General features: G+C 41.3%; 12 protein-coding genes, 1 tRNA gene and 1 CRISPR repeat array. Of the genes, 9 read left to right on the top strand and 4 right to left on the bottom strand.

Annotated features, from left to right (window positions below):
- Together HWQ44_RS01815 and HWQ44_RS33490 are read right to left on the bottom strand one after the other, a co-directional pair.
- Nucleotides 1-1,020 (bottom strand): DEAD/DEAH box helicase family protein (locus HWQ44_RS01815; RefSeq protein ID WP_292713981.1); only part of this gene is annotated, 1,020 nt, incomplete at its 3' end.
- 197 nt (nt 1,021-1,217) lie between these two features.
- Nucleotides 1,218-1,451, bottom strand: coding sequence for a hypothetical protein (locus HWQ44_RS33490; RefSeq protein WP_334857689.1), 234 nt, complete (start codon nt 1,449-1,451; stop codon nt 1,218-1,220).
- A gap of 219 nt (nt 1,452-1,670) precedes the next feature.
- On the opposite strand from HWQ44_RS33490, the gene HWQ44_RS01805 reads away from it, so the two are divergent.
- From HWQ44_RS01805 to HWQ44_RS01790, 4 genes are all read left to right on the top strand, one after another.
- Nucleotides 1,671-1,985, top strand: a complete 315-nt coding sequence (locus HWQ44_RS01805; RefSeq protein WP_292713977.1) for a hypothetical protein — start codon at nt 1,671-1,673, stop codon at nt 1,983-1,985.
- 121 nt (nt 1,986-2,106) lie between these two features.
- Nucleotides 2,107-2,979, top strand: coding sequence for a DUF262 domain-containing protein (locus HWQ44_RS01800; protein WP_292713975.1), 873 nt, complete (start codon nt 2,107-2,109; stop codon nt 2,977-2,979).
- A gap of 69 nt (nt 2,980-3,048) precedes the next feature.
- Nucleotides 3,049-3,504: a hypothetical protein gene (locus HWQ44_RS01795; protein WP_292713973.1), complete on the top strand. Its 456-nt coding sequence runs from the start codon at nt 3,049-3,051 to the stop codon at nt 3,502-3,504.
- 230 nt (nt 3,505-3,734) lie between these two features.
- Entirely contained in the window at nt 3,735-3,950 is a 216-nt protein-coding gene (locus HWQ44_RS01790; RefSeq protein ID WP_292713971.1) for a hypothetical protein, read from the top strand.
- A gap of 36 nt (nt 3,951-3,986) precedes the next feature.
- Here HWQ44_RS01790 and HWQ44_RS01785 read toward each other — a convergent pair whose 3' ends face one another.
- Nucleotides 3,987-4,199: a hypothetical protein gene (locus HWQ44_RS01785; protein WP_193948155.1), complete on the bottom strand. Its 213-nt coding sequence runs from the start codon at nt 4,197-4,199 to the stop codon at nt 3,987-3,989.
- 93 nt (nt 4,200-4,292) lie between these two features.
- Here HWQ44_RS01785 and cas12k point away from each other — a divergent pair, with 93 nt between their 5' ends.
- A complete protein-coding gene (cas12k, locus tag HWQ44_RS01780) occupies nt 4,293-6,224 on the top strand; it encodes a type V CRISPR-associated protein Cas12k (RefSeq protein ID WP_292713966.1) in 1,932 nt (643 codons plus the stop codon).
- Nucleotides 6,225-6,807: 583 nt separating this feature from the next.
- A CRISPR array of direct repeats spans nt 6,808-7,143; the repeat unit is 37 nt; unit sequence GTTTCAACAACCATCCCGGCTAGGGGTGGGTTGAAAG.
- A gap of 378 nt (nt 7,144-7,521) precedes the next feature.
- Here cas12k and HWQ44_RS01775 read toward each other — a convergent pair.
- Nucleotides 7,522-7,595, bottom strand: a tRNA-Pro gene (locus HWQ44_RS01775).
- Nucleotides 7,596-7,732: 137 nt separating this feature from the next.
- On the opposite strand from HWQ44_RS01775, the gene lipA reads away from it, so the two are divergent.
- The 4 genes from lipA (at nt 7,733) to HWQ44_RS01755 (ending at nt 12,266) form a co-directional block, all read left to right on the top strand.
- A complete protein-coding gene (gene lipA, locus HWQ44_RS01770; protein WP_292713964.1) occupies nt 7,733-8,617 on the top strand; it encodes a lipoyl synthase in 885 nt (294 codons plus the stop codon).
- A gap of 24 nt (nt 8,618-8,641) precedes the next feature.
- Complete coding sequence (locus HWQ44_RS01765; RefSeq protein ID WP_292713988.1) at nt 8,642-9,577, top strand: NAD(P)H-dependent glycerol-3-phosphate dehydrogenase; 936 nt, start codon at nt 8,642-8,644, stop codon at nt 9,575-9,577.
- 562 nt (nt 9,578-10,139) lie between these two features.
- Nucleotides 10,140-11,390 (top strand): RNA polymerase sigma factor SigC, encoded by a 1,251-nt coding sequence (gene sigC, locus HWQ44_RS01760; RefSeq protein ID WP_292713962.1) that lies wholly within the window; start codon nt 10,140-10,142, stop codon nt 11,388-11,390.
- Nucleotides 11,391-11,810: 420 nt separating this feature from the next.
- Nucleotides 11,811-12,266 carry a Fur family transcriptional regulator gene (locus tag HWQ44_RS01755; protein ID WP_012407750.1) on the top strand — a complete coding sequence of 152 codons (456 nt, stop codon included), beginning with the start codon at nt 11,811-11,813 and terminating at the stop codon, nt 12,264-12,266.
- Nucleotides 12,267-12,294: the final 28 nt, after the last annotated feature.

Below are 12,294 nucleotides of genomic sequence, written 5' to 3'. Positions count from 1 at the left end.
GTTAGTTTTACTCTTCTTCAAGTAATGATAACAATTATCATAATGAGAATTGCTGGGTGTTGCTGTCAGTCCTAACTGATAAGCAGGTTCAAAATGTTCTAGAATTTGTCGCCAGTTACTTTCATCCCTGGCGCTACCTCGGTGACACTCATCAACAATAATCAAGTCAAAATAATCAGGATTATATTCTCTGTAAAGTCCAAAGCTATATTGTGTATCACCAATTGCTTGATAAATAGCAAAGTAGAGGTCACGTCCTTTTTTTGCCTCCCCCTGAATTTTGTAAATTTTCTCCTGATTAAAGGCAGAAAAATCCTTATTCATGGGATCATCTACCAAAATATTCCGATCTGCCAAAAACAGAATTCTAGGGGAACGAGATTCTCCAGAAATATTCCACTCCAAACTTGACAGTTTCCAAGCTATTTGGAAAGCAACAGTAGTTTTACCCGTTCCCGTTGCCATTGTTAGCAGTAGGCGCTTTTGACCTTTGAAAATTGCTGCTAGTGCAGCATTAATAGCATTTCGTTGATAGTAACGCAGTGGTTTATCTGGAATTGGATAAAACGGAGTTAACAGTTTTTCTGCTATGTCTGTTCTAATTTGCTCCTTCGCTTCCCCAGTTAGTCGCCGCCAAAGTTCATCAGGACTGGGAAACGATTCCATCACATCAGACTGCTTACCCGTGGTGAAATCAAACTCTACAATTCCTTTTCCGTTAGTGGAGTAAGCAAACTTCACCCCTAGAAGATTGGCATAGTCTATTGCCTGTTCCAGTCCCTCATCTGGTGTTTTATGTTTCCGCTTGGCTTCCACCACGGCTAAGGGAAATTCTCCGTTATATAGCAGCAAATAATCTGTAAATTTTCTTTCACCACGAGGTTGACGCTTGTTTTTGGGGCGAATTTTGCCATTAGTGAAGTAATACTGCTCAGTATAATCGTGAGGCTCTTTTTCCCACCCTGCATCTCTTAGTTTTGGCTCAACATATTTACGGCAGGTATTAGCTTCATTGCTCATTGCTTGCTATTTTACTAGTTAGTTTTCTAACTTAACACCTAGTAATGTCTACGCACAAAAAAATAATATTAGCCTTGTTATTCAAGATGCAAATAATACCTGAGCGATAATCAGCGATCGCATTGCTTTTCTACATATATCGTGGCTCATAATGTCTTTAATGTAGTCACGAATCGTGAGTAAACGTGTTACTCAGATCAAGCAAGGTCATAGACATCATTCGCCCAAGGGTTGAATATAGAATCGACGCGCTCAGTGAAAAGCCCTTGGAGCCGATGGAATACTGTAAAAGATGGGTTGATATGTCCCCGGATGATCGGGGGTACAGAAAAGCCTGCATAGCCGCTCTCGCCGAAGCAACTGGGCTGAGTCCAAGAACTATAGGTAATTGGGGTTCCAACTTCGAGAAGCGCCCCAATTATGCAACGCATATCTTACGCATGGCTGATATGCTCAACCAAATCAAAAAAATAGTCCTACCTCCTGACTTTCCGCAACAATAATTTACTCGTGAATCGTGACTAAAATACTTGTGCTAAGAGCAGATATTTCTTAAGTTGAGGTCAGCAAGTATGGGTTTTGGGTGCAGTAGCTAGGTGTCTTCACAATTCCCTGCTGCTATAACCCTTACTAACTCACGAACGCTCAAAATGCAAACCGGGAGGCAATCCCACCAAAATAAACATCAAATTGATATCCTCTGTCAGTTGCCCCTAGAACCGATGGAGTATTGTCGTCGTTGGGTTACTCACGAACCAGGACGTAATTATCGCAAAGCTTGCATTAATGCGATCGCACAAATTACCGGGACAAGTCCCAAAACTGTAAAAGACTGGGGAAGAGATTTTCGCTACAGACCAAAATACGTCACTCGCATTTTACGACAGGCTGATTTAATCAATCAATTTAAACAGCTTGTTGTTCAAGGAATTATCAATTTACCTTCAGATTTTACCCAGGAATAATTTAGTCGCTAGTCACTATCAATTACTCTAAAAAACCATTGCACTGAATGCAAGGGTTCTTTAGGCTGACATACAGATTGTGTTTTAGACGTGCGCGATGATAGCAACAGCAGAACACCAAATGGATTCGATTTCGACATTTGATATTACAAAATATCCCTTATTCGATGTCATGAAAGACATCAAAATTGGACGCATTCAACTACCAGATTTTCAAAGAGATTGGGTATGGGACGATACCCATGTGCGTCGTTTGCTGGCGAGTATATCGCTGGCTTACCCTATTGGTGCAGTCATGATGTTACAGCAAGGTACTCAGCATCAACAATTTAAACCGCGAATGCTTGATGGTGTAATAAATGCTGCAATTCAAACGCCGAATTTGCTTGTGCTTGATGGTCAGCAAAGATTAACTACTTCTTTTATGGTGCTGCTATCTGGGCAACCCGTCGTTATCAAAGACCCCAAAAGCCAGAAATTGGCGAAAAAATGGTATTACCTAGATATTCAAAAATGCCTTGAACCGGAACATGACCGCAAAACCGCCATTATCGCTTTACCCGAATCGAAAATTATGCGAACTCGAAACGGCGATTTTATTGACTGTTCAACTCTCGAAAACGAGTATGAAGCACTTTTGTTCCCGTTATCTAAAGTATTCTTTTTCTCTGAATGGCGCAGTAAGTTTTCTAAATATTGGCAGTACGACTCTCAAAAACTCGAACTAATTGACACTTTAGAATTAGAAGTCATCAAAAAATTTGAGCATTATCAAATACCAGTAATTCAACTACGTGACTCATTACCGAAAGAGGCGGTGTGCCAAGTTTTTGAGGATACGAATACAGCCGGATGTGACCTCAATTTCTTCGATTTAATGAGTTCGAGTTACTGTGCAGGTAATTTTAGCCTTCGAGATGATTGGAAGCACCGCGAAAATCGCTTTCAGACATTCAAGGTTCTGCGGAAGGTTCGTAGTACCGATTTTATGTAAGCTGTTACCTTAGTAGCTGGTTACGCTCGAAGAATCGAAGCAGCTAAACATGGTTGGAATTTAGATAAATTGCCTGGTGTTGCTTGCGGTCGTACAGAAGTATTAAAACTAACAAAAGAAGAATACCAAATATGGGCTGGCCCCGTTAACAAAGGTTTTGAAGAAGCCGCTCGTTTTCTACGCGGTCAAAAAATCTTTGATGCTGATGATATTGCTTGCCCTATCCAGTTAGTTGCCTTGAGTGCAATTTTAACCATTATTGGCGATCGCTCTCGTTCGTTTCAAGTACGTTCCATGTTAGAGCGTTGGCTGTGGTGCGGAATGTTTGGTGAAATTTATACCCACTGGCACGATTCCCAAGCTGGACGTGATATTGTCGAAGTACCAGCATGGATTGAAGGTGATTCCGTTCCCTTTGGTATCACACAAGCAAATTTCTCGTTTGAACGACTTCTTAGCGTCAGAAAGCGACTTGGCGCAGTTTATCAGGATTTGCGGCATTACTACGGCGTGAAGGCGCAGTAGATTGGATTACAGGCGAGGAAATTAACGACGTTGTTTATTTTGAAGAACAAATCGATTCGCACCACATCTTCCCGGTAGCATGGTGTCGCAAACAAGGCATTGACCCCAAAAAATATAACTGCCTAGTTAATCGCACGCCTCTAAGTGCCAAAACCAATAAAAGAATCGGTAGCAAAGCACCTTCGGCTTACCTCAAAGAGTTCGAGCTACATGGAACTGCGGTAGCTAGCTTGGATGAAATAATGCGATCGCATGGCATCAAACTAGAAATTTTACGCAACGACGACTTTGAAATATTTTTCCAAGTAAGAGCAAAAGCATTAATGGAACTAATTGGGAAAGCTATGGGCAAAAATTTAAGCCTTGAATTAGTTGAGGATACTGATGGAGATTTATGTAATGGGAATAGTTACAGGCTAGATCCAGAAATCATCACCAAATATTAGGTGATTAGCAATAGAGTCAACACTTCCAAGCCAACTCTATTTCTCAGCAGATGCAGACTCTTGTTTTTTCAACCAATCCTTAATAGCATCTTCCAACGCTGCCGTCTGGGTTACTTCCAAACGAGCGCAGGCAATCTCAAATGCAATTTTTAACTCTTTAGGGATTCTTCCCCTAACTTCTCGTGTTTCTTCAGTCATCCCAGCACCAAGTCCCTGTCCGGGCTTAATTTTTGCACAGTATATTAACAAAAATGTATTTGCGCTATTTAGCTCTTGCGCTATTGCGTTATTAAGCTCATAATTAAATTGGGTTATTGATTACAACAATGCTTACGTGCATCTATGAGCGTGATCACGATTCAATGTCGTCTAGTTGCAGATGACGAAACCCTCCGCCATCTTTGGGAATTCATGGCAGAGAAAAATACGCCCTTAGTCAATGAAATATTGGAACGATTAGGAAAACATTCTGAATTCGAGATGTGGGTTAAAACTGCAAAAGTTCCCAAAACTGCGATCAAAGAATTGTGTGATTCTCTCAAAACCCAAGAACCATTTATAGGTCAACCAGGTCGTTTTTATACGTCTGCAATAACCTTAGTCACGTATATATACAAATCTTGGTTGGCTTTAAATAGGCGACGACAGCTTAAAATTGAAGGGAAAGAGCGATGGTTAGAAATGCTCAAAACTGATGTAGAACTTGAACAAGAAAGTAAATCAAGTTTAGAAAATATCAGAATAAAATCAACTAAAATATTAGCTTCATTTGCAACACATCAAACTCATGAGACAAATCATAAGGTGAGAGGCAGAAGAAGCAGGAAGCCTAAAGATGAAAGAGCTGATAGACCAGATAAAGTTGTAACTATTAAACCAAGCCGTCTATTTGAAGCTTATCGTCAAACAGAAGATGCTCTGACAAGATGTGCCTTAGTCTACCTCCTGAAAAATAATTGTCAGGTAAGTTTTGTTGAAGAAGACCTCGAACAATACACCAAACAAAGACGAAAAAAAGAAATAGAAATTGAACGGCTGAAAATCCAATTAACAAGCCGAGTTCCTAAAGGACGAGATTTAACTGGTGAAAAATGGCTAGAGACCCTAGAACAAGCAGTTCAGCAAGTTGCCCAAGATGAAAAGGAAGCTAAATCGTGGCAAGCCAACCTTTTAAGAAAATCGAGTTCTGTTCCTTTCCCAGTAGTTTATGAAACTACTGAGGACATGAAATGGGAAATCAACGAGAAGAAAAGACTTTTTGTTTGTTTTAACGGGTTGGGAAAGCTTAAGTTTGAACTATATTGTGACAAAAGACACCTTCATTTATTTCATCGCTTTCTAGAAGACCAAGAAACTAAACGTAAAGGTAAAAAACAACATTCCAGTAGCTTATTTACTTTACGTACTGGACGAATATCTTGGTTAGAGCAAGAAGGTAAAGGAAAACCTTGGAACGTACACCGTTTAGTTCTTTTTTGCTCTCTTGATACTCGCATGTGGACTGTTGAAGGAACTCAACAAGTTATTGAAGAAAAAACAGCAAATATTAAGAATAAGTTAGTAAAAGCCGAAGAGAAAGGCGAACTCAAACCTCAACAGAAAGATGATGTCATCCGTAAACAATCTACACTTGCTAGAATTAATACACCCTTTCCTCGTCCCAGTAAACCCTTATATGAAGGGAAATCGAATATTCTAGTTGGTGTTAGCCTTGGTTTAGAAAAACCTGTAACCATTGCTGTTTTTGATGCAGCTAATAACAAAGTCCTCGTTTATCGCAGCGTTAAGCAGCTACTAGGTGATAATTACAACTTACTTAACCGTCAACGACAGCAAAAACAACGCTTTTCTCACGAACGTCACAAATCTCAAAAACAGTTTGCGCCAAACGATTTTGGCGAATCCGAGTTAGGACAATATTTAGACAGGTTACTAGCCACAAAAATTGTGGAAATTGCAAAAGTATACTCTGCTGGAAGTATTGTTATACCAAAGCTTGGGGATATGCGGGAAATTATTCAAAGCGAAGTTCTCTTCAAAGCTGAGAAAAAAATACCCGGTTTTATCGAAGGTCAAAAAAATTACGCCAAAGAGTATCGGCGACAAGTACATAACTGGAGTTATGGAAGATTGATTGAGAATATCCAAAATCAAGCCACAAAAGTTGGAATCTCTATTGAAACACAACAGCAAGCAATTAGAGGTAGTCCACAAGAGCAAGCACGGGATTTAGCCTTATTTGCTTATCAATGCAGAATTACTTCATCAATCTAAATAAAATACTGAACCTTGAAAACTTAATATGAAAAATAACAGCGCCGCAATTCATACTGTTTACAGCCTCTGTATTGCGAAAAATCTGGGTTAGTTTGACAGTTGGAAGACTGTTATGCTTTCTGACCCTGGTAACTGCCCGCTCTTGATGCTGCTGTCTAGCTTAACTAGACAGGATATGCCTTTTTTTGTAACTTGGATAAACCAATTATTTTCCGACCTGTTCAGCGACGAAAAAAGAAGTTTATACAAGGATAGCAAAATAGGGACAGGTGCGCTCCCAGCAATAAAGAGTAAGGCTTTTTGCCCTAGCCGTTTTCGTAACGGTGCGGTTTACCGCAGTGGTGGTTACTGAATCACCCTCTTCGTCGGGGGAACCCTCTCAAATATTTTTTGGCAAGGCAAAGCGTGGGCAAAATCCCTGGACTCCCGCCAAAAACTGAAAACCCTTGTCCAGCACTAAATTCAGAAATCAGACTGTCAGTTAATTTAGTTTTTGAATTTTCAGTTGGACATGCTTCAAAGCAGACCTGACAAAAGTGTTTGTGGACAGCTTGCAAAACAAGGGTGCTAGACGGGTCGAGTTTCAACAACCATCCCGGCTAGGGGTGGGTTGAAAGGCTTTAGCGCTGTAATTTTAATTTTGGGCATTGAAGGTTTCAACAACCATCCCGGCTAGGGGTGGGTTGAAAGATGTAAACTGATTCGTCAAACCAAGCTCTGTAGACCTGCAAGTTTCAACAACCATCCCGGCTAGGGGTGGGTTGAAAGAAGGCATATTTAGCTGCTGTGCATCCGAAGGCGGCTTTGTTTCAACAACCATCCCGGCTAGGGGTGGGTTGAAAGTAATGCTTCTGAATTCTTTCTCAGTAATAGTTTCAGGTTTCAACAACCATCCCGGCTAGGGGTGGGTTGAAAAATTTTTCATCATTACAACTTTATTTAAGAGGGTTGAAAGGCGCACTTCGTTCGGGATTATCCTGAATATTTGCAGTTAAACCACGTCCATCTTGAAAACGGAGGTTTTTAAACAGCCTGTTGATACATATAGCTCTTGGTATATAGGCTTTTCAAGCAATATTGCAAACACCACAGGTTTAAACTTGGATGAAGTTTATATTAGACTTTGGGGAAGCTTGATTTTGAACCAGCTCCAAAAAAGACAGTCGGCGACATTAATTTGTTAACGGTTGCAAGAGCAACTTTAATGACATTAATTTGTTAATAGCGAGATTAATTCGTTAATAACGACATTAATCTGTTAACGACGACAAATAATTAGTTATTCGACAACAAATCGGGATGACTGGATTCGAACCAGCGGCCCCTTCGTCCCGAACGAAGTGCGCTACCAAGCTGCGCCACATCCCGCCATAAAAATGGCATTGTAAATATAAGAATATCACAACTTGTGCCAAATATCAGAATTACATCTATATATGATCACTTCATCAAAGGCTTTGCTTGCTACGATTAAATTTGTATAACTCTAATGGTAAAAGCGGATTGTGACTGTAAAACCAGACTGGTTGCGGGTAAAAGCACCTGGGCGTGAGCGTATCGGTAACGTTAAAGAAATTTTGCGGGATTTAGCCCTCAATACAGTTTGCGAGGAAGCGTCCTGTCCGAATATTGGTGAATGCTTCAACGCTGGGACTGCCACGTTTTTGATTATGGGCCCAGCTTGTACACGTGCTTGTCCCTACTGCGATATTGATTTTGAGAAAAAACCCCAACCACTAGACCCCACGGAACCTGCACGATTAGCGGAAGCTGTTCGCCGCATGAAACTTAATCATGTGGTAATCACTTCTGTAAACCGAGATGACTTGCTTGATGGTGGTGCGTCTCAGTTTGTAGCCTGTATTAATGCGCTTCGCTCTGTTTCACCCAATACCACAATTGAGGTGCTAATTCCTGACTTATGCGGCAATTGGAATGCTCTAGAGTTGATTCTACAAGTTGCGCCAGAGGTATTAAACCACAATACGGAAACTGTCCCACGCCTGTATCGCCGCGTGCGTCCCCAAGGAAACTACGATCGCACATTAGAATTATTGCAGCGCACTCGCCAAGTTTCTCCTAGCACATACACTAAATCCGGGATCATGGTTGGACTCGGTGAAACTGATGCCGAAATTCGCCAAGTCATGCAAGATTTACGAACTGTCGATTGCGATATTTTGACAATTGGGCAATATCTCCAACCCAGTCAAAAACACTTGCAAGTAAATGAATTTATCAACCCAGAACAATTTGCTGCTTGGAAGGCATTTGGTGAAGAAATCGGATTTTTACAAGTTGTTTCTTCACCATTGACAAGAAGCTCATATCATGCAGAACAAGTCAGAGAATTGATGGAACGTTACCCACGCTCGAAAGTTAGGAGTTAGGAATTAGGAGTTATGAGTGAGCAGATGTACTCCAACACAAAACTTTCCGTTGCAATTCTGGGTGCGGGTGCTTGGGGTGCATCTCTAGCAAATCTCGCCGCTGCAAATGGTCATCAGGTGCGCGTGTGGTCGCGTCAAGGTTCTCAAACTTTGGAAGCAGTTTTAACAAATGCCCAAATAATCCTGTCCGCTATCTCAATGATTGGTGTGAGAGATGTTGCTTCCCAAGTTGAGTCTTCCCCTCTTTCTCCAGAGACAATTTTTGTGACAGCGACGAAAGGCTTAGACCCCCAAACCACTTGCACGCCTTCACAAATTTGGCAACAAATATTCCCTAACCATGCAGTGGTTGTTTTGTCTGGGCCTAATTTATCGAAAGAAATTCAAATGGAATTACCAGCAGCCACGGTGGTAGCCAGTAACATCCCTACGGCTGCGGAAGTAGTGCAGTTAGTATTTTCTTCTCATCGTTTCCGGGTATATACCAATCCCGACCCCTTGGGCGTGGAACTGGGGGGAACACTGAAAAATGTGATTGCGATCGCAGCTGGTGTGTGTGATGGTTTACAACTGGGAACCAATGCCAAAGCGGCTTTAGTCACTCGTGGACTTACAGAAATGGTTCGCATCGGCAACAACTGGGGTGCAAAGACGGAAACATTTTATGGTTTATCAGGTCTAGGAGATTTGTTAGCAACGTGCAATAGTCCCTTAAGTCGCAATTACCAAGTCGGTTATCAGCTAGCTGGTGGTAAGTCACTTACAGAAACTCTCGCAAATTTACAAGGAACTGCTGAAGGAGTGAACACCTGCCAGGTTTTGATGCAACGAGCCAAGCAACAAAACATCGCAGTCCCAATTACTGAGCAAGTTTATCGGTTACTTCAAGGCGAAATCACACCCCGACAAGCACTTGATGAACTGATGCTGCGAGATATCAAGCCGGAGTACAACTATTAGTTAGTAGTCTGTCAAGTTAAAGTTGACGGGTTAAGACTGACACGGAAGAGGATGCATCACATACTCTTTGCGTCTTCTATCTCCGTGTTGATAGTATTTTTGCCGTTAATACTAATCACTTATCCGATATCTATTAGTTCTACTTATACCTGAATAATCCTTAGAAAAAATTGGTAAATCGTCAGGATATTACTTTCGTAGCCATGTAAATGTGACTATGCCAATTATAAAGATGACATTCACTGAAGGATGTTTATACTGTGTTGCAAAAGTTACTATCAAAACCCATCAAGGTTGAAATATTAACTAAGTAGTTGAAATATGAAAGCCTAGCTGTGGATTTAAATAGCTATTGGTTCAATCAAAAATTTAGCAGCCGATTAAGTTCAGTAATACTGTATCCAATAAAACCCTTACAGTTAATTTCTAAAAAAATTGTAATGGAACCTTCAACCATGTTAGTTCATCGTAAATCACGGGAACAATAGCAACAGTTGAATAGCTGACCGTAATCTAAGCTGACCGTAATCTATTGTTACCTGGAGCCATTGAGACGATCTTTATGCCAGCAACATCTTTTTATGCAGATGCCCCCTACAACACCAAAAAGTCCCGCCAGGCTTTGGACTCGGATCTCACGGTTGATGACAGTGAGTTATCGGTAGATGACCTACAGGAGCTAGAGATCGCTTCTGTTGACCATGCAAACTTTGCTGCTAACACTAACCGTCGGAGTACAGACCTAGTACGTCTATATCTTCAAGAAATTGGTCGAGTTCGCTTGTTAGGGCGGGATGAAGAGGTTTCAGAAGCTCAAAAAGTCCAGCGCTACTTGCGGATGCGGATAGTGCTTGCTAACGCGGCCAAGCAAGGGGATGAAGTGATTTCACCTTATCTCCGATTAATTGAAGTTCAAGAACGTCTAACCTCGGAACTAGGACATCGCCCGTCTTTGGAAAGATGGGCTGCCACTGCTGGCATAATGGTACCGGATCTCAGACCGACTTTGGCAGATGGCAAACGTCGCTGGGCTGAAATCGCCAAGTTGACAGTAGAAGAGTTGGAGCAAGTTCAGTCCCAAGGACTCCAAGCAAAAGAACACATGATTAAGGCGAATCTTCGTCTAGTTGTGTCTGTTGCTAAGAAGTATCAAAATCGCGGCTTGGAATTGTTGGATTTAGTCCAAGAAGGTACATTAGGTTTGGAGCGGGCTGTAGAAAAATTTGACCCAACTAAGGGTTATCGCTTCAGTACTTATGCTTACTGGTGGATTCGTCAGGGAATTACCCGAGCGATCGCTACTTCTAGTCGCACGATTCGCCTACCGGTTCACATCACCGAAAAGTTAAACAAAATCAAAAAGGCTCAACGCAAAATTGCTCAAGAAAAAGGTCGCACTCCAACTCTAGAAGATTTAGCAACAGAGTTAGAGATGACACCGACCCAAGTGCGAGAAGTTTTGTTGCGGGTTCCTCGCTCCGTTTCTTTAGAAACCAAGGTAGGCAAGGATAAAGACACTGAGTTAGGCGAATTACTCGAAACTGACAGTGTAACTCCAGAAGAGATGTTAATGCGAGAATCTTTACAAAGAGATTTGCATCATCTGCTGTCAGATTTGACTAGCCGGGAGCGCGATGTAATTCTAATGCGGTTTGGTTTAGCAGATGGTCATCCTTATTCTTTAGCGGAAATTGGCCGCGCTCTTGACTTGTCGCGCGAACGAGTCCGCCAAATTGAATCCAAGGCTTTGCAAAAGTTACGTCAACCCAAGCGTCGCAACCTCATCCGCGACTATTTGGAGTCTCTAAGTTAGTCATTTGTCATTAGTCATTTGTCATTAGAAAACTACACTTGACAAATGACTAGGGACAAAAAGCTGATTTAATTCCCAGCTTAAAAGCCTTTTGTAGGCTTACAGCAAATAATTGGCATTAAACTGTATAAGAGTTTTCCCCAAATTTTTGCTCAGATATCTTGAACGTGGGGAGCAACTAACCAATTCAAATTTAACTTATGCAAAATTCAAAGTCAAGGGATGCAATCGTTACAAGTATCCTAACTATTAGCTGTATGCAAATTAAATGCACTACAGCTTATTACTTGAATTTTGCTCAAGATTTGATGAATTGTTCTTAAATATTTAGTAAGAATTCTCAATAGGCAATGATTGTTGCAAATTGCTCCCAAGATTTGTTATATTCTCAACTAACAAGCTTTGTTGAGAACTATTAGTATGACTGTCTACACAACTACTTCACTCAAGGCAGAACTGAACGAACGAGGCTGGCGATTAACTCCCCAGCGCGAAACAATTTTACACATTTTTCAAGAACTTCCGCAAGGTGAACATCTGAGTGCGGAGGATCTTTATCATCGGCTAGAAACTGATGGTGAAGGGATCAGTCTGTCAACTATTTATCGGACTTTGAAGTTGATGGCCAGGATGGGAATTTTACGGGAACTAGAATTGGGCGAGGGACATAAGCATTATGAGATCAACCAGCCCTATCCTCATCACCACCATCACTTAATTTGTGTTCGATGCAACTCAACTATTGAGTTTAAAAATGATTCAATTTTAAAAATTGGGTCAAAAACCGCTCAAAAAGAAGGTTTTCACCTACTGGACTGTCAAATGACCATTCATGCAGTGTGCCCCAAGTGCCAACGGGCGCTGATGCCGCTTTAGTGCGTGGGTAGATAAATAAGACGAAACT

Origin of the sequence: Nostoc sp. JL34, assembly GCF_017114945.1 — a bacterium.
Taxonomy (GTDB): Bacteria; Cyanobacteriota; Cyanobacteriia; order Cyanobacteriales; family Nostocaceae; genus Nostoc.
The sequence above is the reverse complement of the archived record's forward strand: the minus strand, read 5'-3'. Positions and strand labels throughout refer to the sequence as shown.

What these genes read in the sequence shown, in the direction of transcription:
- HWQ44_RS33490 (WP_334857689.1), bottom strand. Translation starts at nt 1,451, where the DNA reads ATGCGTTGCATAATTGGGGCGCTTCTCGAAGTTGGAACCCCAATTACC.
- HWQ44_RS01805 (WP_292713977.1), top strand. Translation starts at nt 1,671, where the DNA reads ATGCAAACCGGGAGGCAATCCCACCAAAATAAACATCAAATTGATATC.
- HWQ44_RS01800 (WP_292713975.1), top strand. Translation starts at nt 2,107, where the DNA reads ATGGATTCGATTTCGACATTTGATATTACAAAATATCCCTTATTCGAT.
- cas12k (WP_292713966.1), top strand. Translation starts at nt 4,293, where the DNA reads ATGAGCGTGATCACGATTCAATGTCGTCTAGTTGCAGATGACGAAACC.
- HWQ44_RS01765 (WP_292713988.1), top strand. Translation starts at nt 8,642, where the DNA reads ATGTACTCCAACACAAAACTTTCCGTTGCAATTCTGGGTGCGGGTGCT.
- sigC (WP_292713962.1), top strand. Translation starts at nt 10,140, where the DNA reads ATGCCAGCAACATCTTTTTATGCAGATGCCCCCTACAACACCAAAAAG.
- HWQ44_RS01755 (WP_012407750.1), top strand. Translation starts at nt 11,811, where the DNA reads ATGACTGTCTACACAACTACTTCACTCAAGGCAGAACTGAACGAACGA.